We start from the raw sequence: 14,899 nt of genomic DNA, 5'->3' as shown, positions 1-14,899 counted from the left end.
CGCAGAGGACGCAGAGCAAGCGCAGAGGACGCAGAAGAGACAAGAACAATCTTGTTGCCTTCTTCTGCGTCCTCTGCGTACTTCTGCGTCCTCTGCGTTCGGAAGTTCGGCTGTTTACTCTTTCACGGCGCCGGTCATGCCGGAGACGTAGTACTCGACGAAGAACGAATAGATCACCGCCACCGGCAGCGAGCCCAGCAGCGCGCCGGCCATCAGGGCGCCCCAGTGGTAGACGTCGCCCTCGACCAGCTCGGTGACCACGCCCACCGGCACCGTCTTGACCTCGGACGAGGAGATGAAGGTGAGCGCGTAGATGAACTCGTTCCACGACAGCGTGAACGCGAAGATGCCGGCCGAGATGAGGCCGGGCACGGACAGCGGCAGCACGATCTTCCACAGGATCTGCAGGCGGGTGGCACCGTCGATCAGCGCGCATTCCTCCAGCTCGAAGGGGATCGAGCGGAAGTAGCCCATGAGCAGCCAGGTGGCGAAGGGGATCAGGAAGGTGGGGTAGGTGAGGATCAGCGCCCACTTGGTGTCGAACAGCCCGAGCTGGAAGACGATGGCCGCCAGCGGGATGAACAGGATCGACGGCGGCACCAGGTAAGCCAGGAAGATGGACAGGCCCACCTGCTTGGAGCCGCGGAAGCGCAGCCGCTCGATCGAGTACGCGGCCATCACCGAAGCCAGCAGCGACACGAAGGTGGACACCACCGACACCACCATCGTGTTCCACAGCCACTCGGGGTACGAGGTGTGGAACAGCAGCTTGTTGAAGTGCGCCAGCGTCGGGTTGATCACCCAGAACGGGTTGCCCTCGCGCGAGAGCAGTTCGTTGTCAGGCTTGAACGACGTGATCGCCATCCAGTAGAACGGGAACAGCAGCACGAACACGAAGATGCCCAGCGGCAGCCACGTCACCACCATCTGGCGGGGCAGCGAGGTCAGGAACCCCATCCCCTCGTTGTCGTGGTCGACCTTGTTTGTCATTTGTCGCTGCCGCCTTGCTGCCACGCACGGCGCTGCAGCCCGAAGTAGGAGAAGAGGATGGACGCCAGCAGGAACGGGATCATCGCCACCGCGATGGCGGCGCCCTCGCCGAGCGCGCCGCCCGGGATGGCGCGCTGGAACGACAGCGTGGCCATCAGGTGCGTGGCGTTGAGCGGGCCGCCGCGCGTCAGCACGTAGATCAGCTGGAAGTCGGTGAACGTGAACAGCACCGAGAACGTCATCACCACCGCGATGATGGGCGTCAGCAGCGGCAGCGTGATGAAGCGGAACCGCTGCCAGCCGCTGGCGCCGTCGATGGCGCCGGCTTCGTACAGCGAAGGCGAGATGGTCTGCAGCCCGGCCAGCAGCGTGATGGCCACGAAGGGCACGCCGCGCCAGACGTTGGCCACGATGGTGGCGAACCGCGCGTTGTACGGGTCGCCCAGGAAATCGATGTAGGTGCTGATGAGGCCGGTCTTCACCAGCACCCAGCTGATGATGGAGAACTGCGAGTCGTAGATCCACCAGAACGCGATGGCCGACAGTGCGGTCGGCACGATGTACGGCAGCAGGATGACCGTGCGGAAGAAGGTCTTGAACGGGATCTTCTCGTTCAGCAGGATGGCCAGCCACAGGCCCAGCACGAACTTCACGATGCTGGCCACCACCGTGTAGAACAGGGTGTTGAACAGCGCGAGGCGGGTGACCGAATCGCCCCAGAGGAACTGGTAGTTCTCCAGGCCGATCCAGCCACCGCCGCGGCCGATCTTGGTGTCGGTGAACCCCAGCCACACGCCCAGGCCGAGCGGGTAGGTGAGGAACAGGAGGAGGAGCACCGCCGCGGGCAGCATGAACGCCAGCCCGAGAAAGTTGCGGTTGTTCTGCAGGCGGGCGGTCGACACGCGGAGGGGGTCCTTCCTCTACTGCTGGTGCGAAAAGGCGATCAGACCTTGTAGTAGCGCTCGGCTCGCTGGGCGGCGCGTTCCATCGCTTCCTTGGGCGACTTCGAGCCGCTGACGGCTTCGGCGACCATGTTCACGATGATGAAGTCGGCGCCGGCGCCCGCCGAGGCGTAGCCCAGCTTGCCTGCGTAGCCGGCGGGACGCATGTTCTTGACGGCGTCGCGGTACGGGGTGTTCTTCGGATCGGCCGTCCACACCGCGATCTTCGCGTAGGCGTCCAGCGGGGGCGCGACGTAGCCGCCGGCACCGGTGAGCCACGGGTCGAACTGTTCCTGCTCCATCATGAAGCGCACGAACTCCTTGGCGGCCTTCGGGTACTTCGTGTGCTTGAAGATCATCTGGTTGAAGAACAGGTGGGACTCGGTCGGCACGCCGACGGGGCCGACCGGGAACGCGGCGTGCTGGATGTCGGAGGCCATCTCCTTGACCTTGGGGTCGGTGGAGTTCTTGGCGGCGTAGTAGATCGAGATGCCGTTGTTGGTCACCGAGCACTGGCCGTCCAGGAAGGCCTTGTTGTTGTTCGGGTCCAGCCAGCTCAGCGTGCCGGGCACGAAGCTGGCGTACAGCTCCTTGCCGTACTCCAGCGCCTTCTGCGTCTCGGCGCTGTTGATGACGACCTTGTTGTTCTTGTCGACCAGCATGCCGCCGAAGGCCCACACCAGCCAGTTGCACCACAGGCCGTCGCCGGTGGCGTTGCCCAGCGCCATGCCGCCGGGGGTGCCCTTGTCCTTCAGGGCCTTGAACATCTTCAGGAAGCCGTCGGTGTCCTTGGGGAAGGCGTCGAAGCCGGCGGCCTTCACCTGGCTGCCGCGGTAGACCATCATCGACCCGGCGCAGCCCAGCGGCACGGCGATCCACTTCTTGCCGTCGGGGCGGCAGTAGGCCTGCGCGCCCTGGTACCAGCCGCCGTACTTCTTGCCCAGGTACTCGGCCAGGTCGGTGACGTCGACCAGCTTGTCCGGGTACAGGTTGGCGTCGTCGTTGGTCGACAGGATGATGTCCGGGCCGGCGCCGGTGTTGGCGGCCACCGCGGCCTTCGGGCGCACGTCTTCCCAGCCTTCGTTGTCCACGCGGACTTCGATGCCGGTCTTCTCGGTGAACTTCTTGACGTTCGCCATGTACGCGTCCTCGTCACCCTGCACGAAGCGCTTCCAGCGCAGCACGCGCAGCTTGGCGCCCTTTTCCGGCTGGTTGTTCCACTGCGCGCTGGCCAGGCCCGGCCAGAGCATCGGCACCGTGACGGCCGCCGCCGTGGCGGTCGTCTTCTTGATGAATACGCGACGGTTGTCGGACATGGTTGTCTCCTAGGGGGGTGGGAAAGCGCGCGGATCAGGCCGCCAGCCGGTTGCCGGTGGCCGCGTCGAACAGGTGGGCCCGCTGCGGGTCGGGCCGCAGGCGGATGACGTCCCCGGGGCGGAACGCGTGGCGGTCGCGGAACACCGTGGTGACCTCGACGCCGGCCAGCTTGGTGAACACCTGCGTGTCGGCCCCGGTGGGCTCGATGACGACGACTTCGGTGGGCACGCCGTCGGCGCCGGTGGCCAGTTCCATGTGCTCGGGGCGGGTGCCGTAGACGACGCTGCGGCCGTCCTCGACGCCGGCCGCGTTGTCCGGCACCGGCAGCGAGATGCCGCCGGCGAATTCGACGCGGGCGGCCCCCGCGGCCAGGCGGACCGTGCCGGGCAGGAAGTTCATCGCCGGCGAGCCGATGAAGCCGGCCACGAACTGGTTGGCCGGGTTGTCGTACAGCTCCAGCGGGCTGCCGGTCTGCTCGACGATGCCGTCGCGCATCACCACGATCTTGTCGGCCATGGTCATGGCCTCGATCTGGTCATGGGTGACGTAGATCGAGGTGGTCTTCAGGCGCTGGTGCAGTTCCTTGATCTCGGTGCGCATCTGCACGCGCAGCTTGGCGTCCAGGTTGGACAGCGGCTCGTCGAACAGGAACACCTGCGGGTCGCGCACGATGCAGCGGCCCATGGCCACGCGCTGGCGCTGGCCGCCCGAGAGCTGGCGCGGGTAGCGGTCGAGCAGCTGTTCCAGCCCCAGGATGGCGGCGGCCTTGCGCACGCGCTCGTCGATGAAGGCCTTGGACTGCTTGGCCAGCATCAGGCTGAAGCCCATGTTGTCGCGCACCGTCATGTGCGGGTACAGCGCGTAGTTCTGGAACACCATGGCGATGTCCCGTTCCTTGGGCATCATGTCGTTGACGACGCGCCCGCCGATGAGGATCTCGCCCTTGCTGATCTCCTCCAGCCCCGCGATCATGCGCAGCAGGGTGGACTTGCCGCAGCCGGACGGGCCGACCAGCACGCAGAACTGGCCGTCCTCGATCTCGATGTCGACCCCGCGGATGATGTGTGCGGGACCGAAGAACTTCTCCACACCCCGGATCTGGACGTTGGCCATTGCGTGCAGGCGACCTCTTGGTTGAACCGCGACCTTGTAGCACGCAGGCCGGCCATTCCGATCCGGAAAAACGCTGGGGTGCGGGGAAACCCCGGGGGCCCAATCCTCATATCGTCATACCTTTGGCTGCCTCGATGCCATGATCAAGAACGTCCACGGCAACACGGTCGACCACCTCGGCGCCGCCATCGTCGCCGGGCGCTGGGCCGCGGGCGCGTCGCTGCCGCCCGAGCCGGCGCTGTGCGAAATGCTGGGGGTCAGCCGCACCGTGGTGCGCGAGGCGGTCAAGTCGCTGGTCGCCAAGGGCCTGGTCAGCAGCGGTCCCAAGGTGGGCACCCGCGTGCAGCCGCCGGAGCAGTGGAACTGGTTCGATCCGGACGTGGTGGTCTGGCAGTCCCGCGCCGGCCTCAGCCGCGAGTTCCTGCGCGACCTGCAGGAGCTGCGCCGCATCGTCGAGCCGGCTGCCGTGCGGCTGGCCGCCGAGCGGGCGACGGCCGAGGACGTGGCCGGCCTGCGCGCCGCCTTCGAGGGGATGCGCAGCGCGGTCGAGGAGGGCGGCGACTACGTCACCCACGACCTCGCCTTCCACCAGGGCCTGCTGCGCGCGGCGCACAACCGCATGGTGGTCCAGATGAGCAAGGCGATCGGGGCCCTCCTGCGCACGAGTTTCGAGATTTCCACGACGCGCAAGGGCGGCCCGCGCGATTCGCTGCCGCTGCACCGTGCCGTGCTCGATGCCGTCGCGGGCCGCAACCCGGCCAAGGCGGAGAAAGCCATCGTCGCCCTCATCGACGATGCCCGCGAGGACATCGACATGGTGCTGGCCTCGCGCAAGCGCCTCCCGAAGCTGGACCAGCCGGCGCCCTGGCTGCGCGCCGAGACCTGAGGCGGCCCGGCTCGCCAGAACCCGCGCCCCACGGCGGGGTGCGAGCGATGCCGCGAATGCATCAACCTCGACGGGTCCTGCAACGGGGACGCACCTAAAATCATCAGGTGTCCATGGCGCACGGGCCCACGCGAAGGCCCGGCGCTCCCAGAGGGGGTCCGGCGGCGCCGGGTCCGCGTGCCGCCTGCCTTGCATCCCAATTGAACGACCTGTCCGTCCCGTCCGGGCGCAGCGACGACGCGCCCCAGGCGTGGCTGCGCTCGACCTCGCTGCTCGATCTCGATGACCCGCGCCTGCGGCTGCGTGCGCGTTCGCTCACCCAGCTGGGCAAGAACGACCGTGAGCGCGCGCTCGCCGTCTACGCCTTCGTCAAGCGGATGCCCTTCGCCAAGCCGCTGAAGCTGCACACGCGAACCGCGCGCGAGGTGCTCGATGCGGGCTGCGGGGACTCACCCGACAAGGGCACGCTCATCGTCGCGCTGCTGCGGCTGGCCGGCATCCCCGCGCGCCTGCATTGGTACGAGATGAAGGGCGACATCCTGCGCGGCCTGGTCACGCGGCTGGAAAGCGGCTCGCGACCCTTCGTGGAAGCCTGGATCGGCGAGCGCTGGGTGATGACCGACACCTACATCTTCGACGCGGCGTACATGGCCGCCGCGCGCCAGCGGCTGCGCGAGTACGGCTGGTCGCACGGCTTCGGCATCCACCGCGACGGCCATGCGATCTGGAACGGCCTGGACGGTGCGTACGTCAACTCGCTGCCGCCCGCGTCCGACCCGATGGTGCTGGCCGACCATGGCTGCACGCACGACCCGGCGCAGCGGATCCATTCCGACGCGTACCGCAGCCAGCACCACCGAGTGGTGCGGTCCATGCACTGGAACCTGCTCGCGCCCGGCATGCAGCGCGCCATCACCGACTTGCGTGACGGCCGGCCGCCCTTGCCCCCTTCGATCGAGCGCAGGGCTTCCTAGTCACCCTCGCGCTCGGCGCTTCGGGTGTCCGCCTTCATCAGCGCCGCTGCATCTGGCCCGACAGCATGACGTGCACGCCGTGCGCTTTCGGCACGGCTTCCAGCAGGGCGGCGGCGACGTCGGCGGCGGGGATGGCGCGGTAGTTGGCGGGGATCACGGGGCGCAGCCAGGTGCTGACCACGCGCGCGACCTTCTCGCCGCCGCGGCGCGGCTGCCCCAGGGCTTCGCGGTCGCCGACCAGGAAGGACGGCCGCGCGATCACCAGGCCCGGGAAGGCGAGGGCGGCGAGGGCGTCCTCGGTCTCGCCCTTGACGCGGTTGTAGAAGATCGACGAACGCGCATCGGCGCCCATCGCGCTCACCAGTCCCACGCGCAACGCACCCGCGGCCTGCGCCGCCTTCGCGACGGCCAGGTTCGCGTCGTGGTCGACCGCGCGGAACGCGGCCTGGCTGCCTGCCACCTTGATCGTGGTGCCCAGCGCGAGGTACGCCTCGTGCACCGGCGGCAGCATCGGCAGCGCGGTGAAGTCGACGACGTGGTGCGCGTGCTTGTCGCCCTGCGCCGCGAGCGGCCGGCGGCCCAGCGTGTGGACCTCGCCAACCAGCGGATCGGCCAGCAGTCCCGCGAGGATCTGCTGGCCGACAAGGCCGGTCGCGCCGGCAAGGAGGACGTTGCGGGGCGTCATGGCCCCATTGTGCGCTGCTGAGTGCGCGGCGCATCGCGCTTGCTCCGCGCCCTCTGCGTTGGGCCGCGCGCAGCGCCTCAGCGCGAAGCGCGCCGAGTCGGCTCAGCGACCGCCGTAGCGGGCGCCGCCGGTGCGCTGGCCGTAGCCACCGCCGCCACCGCCACCGCCGCCGCCACTGCGGCCGCGGTTCTTGCTGCGATTGCTGGCGCCCATGGTGTCGATGCTGGTGCGCGTCGGGTCGGGCTGGCCGTTGGTGTTCACGCGCTTGACGCCGGTCATGTCGCGGCGCGTCGGCAGGCTGGTGCGCAGCGGGTCGATGTTGCGCGGGATCCGGTCTTCGCCATCGTCACGGTCGTCGAAGTCCTCGCGCGGCGCCGCCGGCTGCGGGCGCAGCTGTTGCGGCGGACGCTGGCCATTGCCGTTGCCGTTGCGCCCGTCCTGGCGCGGGCCGCGCTGGCCAGTGCCGTTGCGAGATTGGCCGTTGCCGTTGGCCTGCTGCTGCGGCGCGCGCGCCGGGCGGTCGCCTTGCGGCTTGGCGCCGTCGCCGCGCTTGCCGCGGCCACCACCGGCGTTGTCGCCCTTGTTCTCGCGGATGCGCTGCATCATTTCCTGGCGCGCGGCCTTGGCAGCGGCGGCCATCACGTCGCGGCTCGGCGGCTTGCCCGCGCCGCCCCACAGCGTCTGGCGGCCCATCGCGATGGGCTCCGCGCGCTCGCCGGGCTCGGGGCCGAAGCCCTCGATCGTCTCGACGCGGATCTCCTGCTTGGTGAAGCGCTCGATTTCCTGCATGAAGCCTTCCTCGTCCAGCGAGACGAGGCTGACGGCCTGGCCTTCCTTGCCCGCGCGGCCGGTGCGGCCGATGCGGTGCACGTAGTCCTCGGGCACGTTCGGGATCTCGTAGTTCACCACGTGCGGCAGGTCGTCGATGTCGATGCCGCGCGCGGCGATGTCGGTGGCGACCAGCGCGCGGATCTCGCCGGTCTTGAAGCCGGCCAGCGCCTGCGTGCGTGCGCCCTGGCTCTTGTTGCCGTGCAGGGCCATCGCGGTGACGCCGTTCTTGTTCAGGAATTCGGCGACGTTGTTGGCGCCGAACTTGGTGCGCGTGAACACCAGCACCTGGCTCCAGTCGTGCTGCTGGATGATGTGCGCCAGCAGCTGCTTCTTCTTGCCGCGGCCGACCGGGTGCACGTGCTGGGTGATGCGCTGCACCGTCGTGTTGCGCGGTGTGACCTGGATGCTACGGGGATCCCGCAACAGGTTGTTAGCAAGGTCACGAATCTCATCCGAGAACGTGGCCGAGAACAGCAGGCTCTGCTTCTCTTTCGGCACCAGCGCCAGGATCTTCTTCACGTCGTGGATGAAGCCCATGTCCAGCATGCGATCGGCTTCGTCCAGCACGAGCATCTCGACGGTGGACAGGTCCAGGTTGCCGTGCTGCTGCAGGTCCAGCAGGCGGCCCGGCGTCGCGACGAGGATGTCGACGCCCTTGCGGATGCGGTCGATCTGCGGGTTCATGCCCACGCCGCCGAAGATCACGGCCGACGTCAGCGGCAGGTACTTGCCGTAGGTGCGCACGGACTCTTCCACCTGGGCGGCGAGTTCGCGCGTGGGCGTCAGCACGAGGGCGGCGATGCCGTCCTTGCCGAACTTGTTGGTCTTGCCCTGGCCCTTGGAGAGCTTGTGCAGCAGAGGCAGCGTGAAGGCCGCGGTCTTGCCGGTGCCGGTCTGTGCGCCGGCAAGCAGGTCATGGCCCTGGAGCACGGCGGGGATCGCCTGGGCCTGGATGGGCGTGGGGGTTTCGTACCCTTGTTCCCGCACGGCCTTGAGGATGGCGGGGGCCAGATTCAGTTCGTCAAAAGTCATCGTAGAGCGCCTGGCTTGGCGCAAAGCATCGGCCCGGTGGCATGACGCGACGGTCAGTGCCAAGTCAGTCGGGAGCAGATGAGTTGGGATCGGGAGGTGGCCGGGCCTGTGCTGGCCGGCGCTCCCCAGCGGATTCGCTGAGCCCCGGGGACGACTGCAGCCCGCGGGGAAGACGCATTGTCTCATGCTTCTCACCGACGAGCTCGGTGGCCATAATCGGCCCACCATGGCGAAGGCACTCAAGCTCAAACTCGGTGTCGCCGACGACCCGACGGCCCTGCAACCGTCGCTGAACGATTGCCTCTCGACGGTCCTGCAGCAGGCCGAGCACCTGATGGCCGAAGTGCTGCAGGGGCTCGTCAAGGGCACCGCCCCGGTCGGCCCGCAAAGCGTCGCCGCCTTCCAGCATCCCGCCACCAAGGTCGCCGTGCTCGAACTCGAGCGCGCGGCGCCGGCGGTGAAAGCCACCTTCCGCAAGGAACTCACGCGCATCGTCTACGAAGGCGGCGGCAAGGACCAGGTGCAGACCGAAGTGCTGCGCTACGAGGACCTGCAGCTGTTCGGCGACGACGAACTGGACCAGAGCATCGAGGTCGCTCGCGCGCAGCAGGAGGTCTCGCTGGCCGTCGACGACGTGCTGCCCACGGTCGATGCGCTGGTCAGCACGCTCATGGGCTGGCGCACCATCCAGCCCGGCCTGAACCCGATCCGCCCCGAGGTGTTCGTGCGCGCGATGCAGGCGACGCTGGCCGGGCACGTGAAGGACACGCAGTCGCGCGAAGTGATCATCGCGCCCGCCGGCGGCCTGCTCGGCGCGAACCTTCGCCGCCTGTACCGCGAGGTCGGCGACTGGCTGCTGTCCACCGGCGTGGAACCCGGGGTGCCGCTGGGCGGCCCCAAGCTGCACGGCCCCGGCGGCACCACGCCGGCGATCGGCGCGATGGCCAAGACCATGCTCAACCTGGACCGGCTGCGCAAGCTGCTGGCCGGCGACTTCGACGCGCCCAAGGGCAAGCAGGAGTTCCTGCACACGGTGCCCGCGTCGTTGTCGATGCTGCAGGAACTCAAGCAGGTCGACGCGCTGGTCAAGCGCCTCGAGCAGCGGCCCAAGCCGACCACCGCGCCGCAGCCGCCGGTCGACATGCTGGCGGAGGCGCCCAAACACGAAGCGGCACCCACCGCGCGCCTGGGCCATCAGCTGGGCGAGGAAGTGCTGCGGCTGATGTTCGACACGCTCGCGCAGGACCAGCGCCTGCTGCCCGCGCTGAAGGAACAACTGCGCGTCTTCGAGCCGGTGGTGGCGAAACTCGCCCAGCAGGACTCGCGGTTCTTCGCCGACCGCACGCATCCGGCGCGCCAGTTCCTGGACAAGATCACCCAGCGCAGCCTCGCGTTCAAGAGCGAATCCGACGAAGGCTGGCGCCGCTTCATGCAGACGGTGCAGTACGCCGCCCACTGGCTCACGACCAGCAAGGTCGTCGACGGCGACACCTTCGGCGAACTGCTGGACCATGTGCAGTCGGTGTGGAGCGGCCACGACAGCACCGTGCGCCAGCGCCGCGAGGAAGCGGCCCGCGCGCTGCTGCACGCCGAGCAGCGCAACCTGCTGGCGCAGAAGCTCGCGCAGGACTTCGAGCAGGCCTGCCACGGCCTGGACGTGGCGCCCTTCGTGCAGGACTTCCTGCGCGGCTCGTGGGCGCAGGTCGTCGCCGAGGCGCAGCTCACCTGCACCGACGGCTCGGATGATCCGTTCGGCTACCGCGCGCTGGTCGAGGACCTCGTGTGGAGCGTGCAGAAGGCCACCGCGCAGCGCCATCGCGCGCGCCGCCTGACGCAGATGGTGCCGGGCCTGGTCGACCAGCTGCGCGAAGGCCTGCAGCGCATCCACTATCCGGCCGAGCTGAGCCAGCGCTTCTTCGACAGCCTCGCCACCGTGCACGCCGCCGCGATGCAGGGAGCGGAGGACGAGGACGCGCAGCGCGCGGCGCAGGTCGTCGAACGCCAGCCCGCGCAGGCGCCCGTGGAGGAGCCCTGGCTCGCGGACGACGAGGCGCAGGAATCGGGCTGGCATTCGGTGCTGCCCGAGGACCTGCTCGAAGCGGTGGTCGAAGCGGCGCCGGCCTCGCCCGAGCCGCATCCGGCCGGCGAGCTGCGCACCGGCACCTGGGCCGAACTGATGGTGGAAGGGCAGTGGACCCGCGTGCAGCTCACCTGGGCCAGCCCGCACGGCACGCTGTTCATGTTCACCGCGCTCGCGGGCACCGCGCACTCGATGTCGCGCCGCACGCTGGACCGCCTGCGCTCGCAGGGGCTGCTGCGCGTGGTCGCCGAGCGCAACGTGGTCGACGACGCGCTCGACCAGGTCGCCAAGGCGGCGCTCAAGAACAGCCTGGACGGCAAGCAGGGCTGACCGGCCGATGGCCGCGCGTCCGCTGCGCCTGGTCTTCGCCACCGTCGGTTCGCGCGGCGACGTGCAGCCGATGCTCGCGCTGGCTCTGCATGCGCAGGCCCGCGGCCACCACGTCACGCTGGCGGCGCCGCCCGACTTCGGCGACGGGGTCCGTGGCCGCGGCGTCGCGTTCCAGGAGCTCGGGCGCGACATGCAGTCGTTCCTGGCCTCCCATCCCGAGGTGATGACCGGCAACTCGCGGCAGATGCTGCGCGTCGTCGAACGCTACTTCGCGGAGGAGGTGCCCAGGCAGGTGCGGCAGCTGGTCCCGGTGGCGCAGGTGTCCGACGCCGTCGTGTGGGCAGGACTGGCGGGATCTGCCGTCACCGTCGCCGAGAAGCTGCGCATTCCCGCCATCGGCATCCTGTACACCAGCAGCGTGCTGCCCTCGGGCGACCACCCGCCGCCGTCGATGCCGCTGTATGGCGCGCCGCGCTGGGTGAACCGGCTGCTGTGGGCGATCGACCGGCGCGTGGGCGAACGTGCGTTCGGCACGCCACTGCACGCGGTGCGCGCGGAGCTCGGGCTACCCAGGCGCAGCGTGCGCGAGCAGCTGTTCGACAACTCCGACTTCATCCTCGCGGCCGACGAGGGACTGTTCCCGCTGCCTTCGGACTGGTCCCGGCCGATCACGCGCAGCACGTCGATCTTCCTGGACGACCCGCGCGAGCTCGATGCCGACCTGCTGGCGTGGCTCGATGCGGGCGAGCCGCCCGTCTTCGCCGGCTTCGGCAGCATGAGCGGCCCGGGTCCGCAACGCGCCGCTCGCGCATTCGTCGAGGCGCTCGCCGCCGGCGGACGGCGCGGCCTGGTCGGCTCGGGCTGGGCGGGTGTCGGCGCCGACCTGCCCACGGGCTGGCGCCGCGTCGGCGACGTGCCACATGCCAAGCTGTTCCCGCGACTGGCGGCCGTGGTCCACCACGGTGGGGCCGGCACGACGGCGGCGGCCTTGCGCGCGGGTGTGCCGCAGGTCGTGCTGCCGCTGTTCCTGGACCAGCACCACCATGGCCATGCCGTGCACCGGGCGGGGCTGGGGCCGAAGCCGATGCGCATGGAACGCGTCACGGCGCCGCAGCTCCGGGCGATGGTGGAGACCGCGCTGCGCGTGCCGACGGCAGCGCTGCAGGCCGCCGCCCGGCGGCTGGCGCAGCGTGACGCACGGGCCGAGATCGTCGACGCGATCGAGCGCCGCGCCGGCTGAGCCGGCCCCGATCCGCCACGCGGCGGATAATGGCCGGTTTCGCTGAGCAAAGAACAGTTCCCGCACACCATGGCCCAGTACGTCTACACCATGAACCGCGTCGGCAAGATCGTGCCGCCGAAGCGGCAGATCCTGAAGGACATCTCGCTGTCCTTCTTCCCCGGCGCCAAGATCGGCGTGCTCGGCCTCAACGGCTCGGGCAAGTCGACCCTCCTAAAGATCATGGCCGGCATCGACACCGAGATCGAGGGCGAAGCCACGCCGATGCCGGGCCTGAAGATCGGATACCTCCCCCAGGAGCCGCAGCTCGAGCCCGGGCAGACCGTGCGCGAAGCCGTCGAGGGCGGCATGGGCGAGGTCGCGTCGGCCAAGCAGCGGCTGGAGGAGATCTACGCCGCCTACGCCGAGCCGGACGCCGACTTCGACAAGCTGTCGGAAGAGCAGCAGAAGCTGGAAGCGGTGATCGCCGCCGCCGGCGCCGAGGGTGATTCCGAGCACATGCTCGAGATCGCCGCCGACGCGCTGCGCCTGCCGCCGTGGGACGCCGTCATCAAGAACCTGTCGGGTGGCGAGAAGCGCCGCGTCGCGCTGTGCCGCCTGCTGCTGTCCAAGCCGGACATGCTGCTGCTCGACGAGCCCACCAACCACCTGGACGCCGAGTCCGTGGAATGGCTGGAGCAGTTCCTCGCGCGCTTCCCGGGCACCGTGGTGGGCATCACCCACGACCGCTACTTCCTGGACAACGCCGCCGAGTGGATCCTGGAACTCGACCGCGGCCGCGGCATCCCGTGGAAGGGCAACTACAGCACCTGGCTGGAGCAGAAGGAAGCGCGCCTGGAAGCCGAGCAGAAGGGCGAGGAAGCGCACGCCAAGGCGATGAAGCGCGAGCTGGAATGGGTGCGCAAGAACGCCAAGGGCCGCCAGTCCAAGAGCAAGGCGCGCCTGGCGCGCTTCGAGGAACTGAGCGACATCGACTACCAGCGCCGCAACGAGACCAACGAGATCTTCATCCCGGTCGCCGAGCGCCTAGGCAACGAAGTGATCGAGTTCGAGAACGTCTCGAAGTCCTTCGGTGATCGCCTCCTGATCGACAACCTGAGCTTCAAGGTGCCCGCGGGTGCCATCGTCGGCATCATCGGCCCCAACGGTGCCGGCAAGTCGACGCTGTTCAAGATGATCGCTGGCCGCGAGCAGCCCGATTCGGGCACCGTGAAGATCGGCAAGACGGTGCAGATGTCGTTCGTCGACCAGAGCCGCGACGACCTTTCCGCGGAGAAGACGGTGTGGGAAGACGTCTCCGGCGGCCTCGACATCATCAACGTCGGCAAGTTCCAGATGGCCAGCCGCGCGTACTGCGGCCGCTTCAACTTCAACGGCGGCGACCAGCAGAAGAAGGTCGGCACGCTGTCGGGGGGCGAGCGCGGCCGCCTGCACCTGGCCAAGACGCTGCTGCAGGGCGCCAACGTGCTGCTGCTGGACGAACCCTCGAACGACCTCGACGTCGAGACGCTGCGCGCGCTGGAAGACGCGCTGCTGGAGTTCGCGGGCAGCGTGATGGTCATCAGCCACGACCGCTGGTTCCTCGACCGCATCGCGACGCACATCCTGGCGGCCGAAGGCGACTCGCAGTGGGTGTTCTTCGACGGCAACTACCAGGAGTACGAAGCCGACAAGAAGAAGCGCCTGGGCGAGGAAGGTGCCAAGCCCAAGCGCGTGCGGTTCAAGGCGCTGAAGTAAAGCCAGGAAGCGATGGATTCCCGCCTGCGCGGGAATGACGCCTGGCCGTCGTCCCCGCGGAGGCCGGGACCCACCGCTTCCTTCCGGTGCTCAGCAGGGCGCCGCGGCGCTGCCCACCGTGGTGCCGCCGCTGCTGGGCGTGCCGGCGCCGGCGCCCATCGAACCGCCGCTCGCGCCAAGCGTGCTGCCGCTGCCGGAACTGCCGGTCGTGCCGGCGCTGCTGCCCATCGTGGTGCTGCCGGGGGTGGAACTGCTGCCGCTCGCGCCCATTGTCGAGCTCGCGCCGGGGCTGCTGTCCGCGCTTCCGGTGCTGCCGCCGCCCACGCCGGCCGTGGTGCTGCTGCCGGTGCTCGCGCCCGGCAGGTTCGACGAGCTGCCGGCACTGGCGCTGGCGCCCGGGGTCGCATTCGATCCGGTGCTGCCCGAGGCGCCCATCGTCGAGCCCGTCGTGCTGCCCGCGCTGGCCGTGTTCGCGCACCCGGTGTTGCCCATCGTGCTGCCGGTCGCCATGCCGCTGCTCGCGCCGGGCGACGTGCCCGTGCTGGGGCTCGTGCTGCTGGTGTCGCCCGAAGCGCCCGTCGTCCCGCCGGTGCCCGCGCTGCCCGTGGAGCCGCTGGTCTGCGCCACGGCCGCCGTGCACAGCGCCGCCGCGGCGGCGAGGATGCTGAGGTGCTTGCCCAAGGTCATCTGGAGTCCTTTCGAGGTTGCGAAGCCTTGAAGGCGGCAATCCGCATGCCTGCTGG

General features: G+C 69.3%; 12 protein-coding genes. 6 read left to right on the top strand and 6 right to left on the bottom strand.

What is annotated here, in order from left to right:
* Positions 1-114: 114 nt before the first annotated feature.
* From I8E28_RS15705 to I8E28_RS15690, 4 genes are all read right to left on the bottom strand, one after another.
* A complete protein-coding gene (locus tag I8E28_RS15705; protein ID WP_239027251.1) occupies positions 115-990 on the bottom strand; it encodes a carbohydrate ABC transporter permease in 876 nt (291 codons plus the stop codon).
* Positions 987-1,841 (bottom strand): carbohydrate ABC transporter permease, encoded by an 855-nt coding sequence (locus tag I8E28_RS15700; protein WP_200790422.1) that lies wholly within the window; start codon positions 1,839-1,841, stop codon positions 987-989. Before I8E28_RS15700 ends, I8E28_RS15705 begins: the two co-directional genes overlap by 4 nt.
* A 92-nt stretch (positions 1,842-1,933) precedes the next feature.
* Positions 1,934-3,247, bottom strand: a complete 1,314-nt coding sequence (locus I8E28_RS15695; RefSeq protein ID WP_200789000.1) for an ABC transporter substrate-binding protein — start codon at positions 3,245-3,247, stop codon at positions 1,934-1,936.
* 34 nt (positions 3,248-3,281) lie between these two features.
* Positions 3,282-4,361: an ABC transporter ATP-binding protein gene (locus tag I8E28_RS15690; protein ID WP_200788999.1), complete on the bottom strand. Its 1,080-nt coding sequence runs from the start codon at positions 4,359-4,361 to the stop codon at positions 3,282-3,284.
* Positions 4,362-4,500: 139 nt separating this feature from the next.
* Here I8E28_RS15690 and I8E28_RS15685 point away from each other — a divergent pair, with 139 nt between their 5' ends.
* Together I8E28_RS15685 and I8E28_RS15680 are read left to right on the top strand one after the other, a co-directional pair.
* Positions 4,501-5,247 (top strand): FadR/GntR family transcriptional regulator, encoded by a 747-nt coding sequence (locus tag I8E28_RS15685; protein ID WP_200788998.1) that lies wholly within the window; start codon positions 4,501-4,503, stop codon positions 5,245-5,247.
* 200 nt (positions 5,248-5,447) lie between these two features.
* A complete protein-coding gene (locus tag I8E28_RS15680) occupies positions 5,448-6,221 on the top strand; it encodes a transglutaminase-like domain-containing protein (RefSeq protein ID WP_200788997.1) in 774 nt (257 codons plus the stop codon).
* Between the two features lie 37 nt (positions 6,222-6,258).
* On the opposite strand, the gene I8E28_RS15675 is transcribed toward I8E28_RS15680, so the two are convergent.
* Both I8E28_RS15675 and I8E28_RS15670 read right to left on the bottom strand, forming a co-directional pair.
* Positions 6,259-6,906: a Rossmann-fold NAD(P)-binding domain-containing protein gene (locus tag I8E28_RS15675; RefSeq protein WP_200788996.1), complete on the bottom strand. Its 648-nt coding sequence runs from the start codon at positions 6,904-6,906 to the stop codon at positions 6,259-6,261.
* A 102-nt stretch (positions 6,907-7,008) separates the two neighbouring features.
* On the bottom strand, positions 7,009-8,769 hold the full coding sequence (locus tag I8E28_RS15670) for a DEAD/DEAH box helicase (protein WP_200788995.1): 1,761 nt from the start codon (positions 8,767-8,769) through the stop codon (positions 7,009-7,011).
* Positions 8,770-8,995: 226 nt separating this feature from the next.
* Between I8E28_RS15670 and I8E28_RS15665 the strand changes: the two genes are divergently transcribed.
* From I8E28_RS15665 to I8E28_RS15650, 4 genes are all read left to right on the top strand, one after another.
* On the top strand, positions 8,996-11,179 hold the full coding sequence (locus I8E28_RS15665) for a DUF1631 family protein (protein ID WP_200788994.1): 2,184 nt from the start codon (positions 8,996-8,998) through the stop codon (positions 11,177-11,179).
* 7 nt (positions 11,180-11,186) lie between these two features.
* Positions 11,187-12,419 (top strand): glycosyltransferase, encoded by a 1,233-nt coding sequence (locus I8E28_RS15660; RefSeq protein ID WP_200788993.1) that lies wholly within the window; start codon positions 11,187-11,189, stop codon positions 12,417-12,419.
* Positions 12,420-12,488: 69 nt separating this feature from the next.
* A complete protein-coding gene (gene ettA / locus I8E28_RS15655; protein WP_200788992.1) occupies positions 12,489-14,156 on the top strand; it encodes an energy-dependent translational throttle protein EttA in 1,668 nt (555 codons plus the stop codon).
* 118 nt (positions 14,157-14,274) lie between these two features.
* Positions 14,275-14,874: a hypothetical protein gene (locus tag I8E28_RS15650; protein ID WP_200788991.1), complete on the top strand. Its 600-nt coding sequence runs from the start codon at positions 14,275-14,277 to the stop codon at positions 14,872-14,874.
* Positions 14,875-14,899 lie beyond the last annotated feature (25 nt).

The organism is Ramlibacter algicola (genome assembly GCF_016641735.1).
In the GTDB taxonomy this organism is placed as follows: domain Bacteria; phylum Pseudomonadota; class Gammaproteobacteria; order Burkholderiales; family Burkholderiaceae_C; genus Ramlibacter; species Ramlibacter algicola.
Note: the sequence above shows the minus strand (reverse complement) of the source record. Positions and strands in the feature narration are given on the sequence as shown.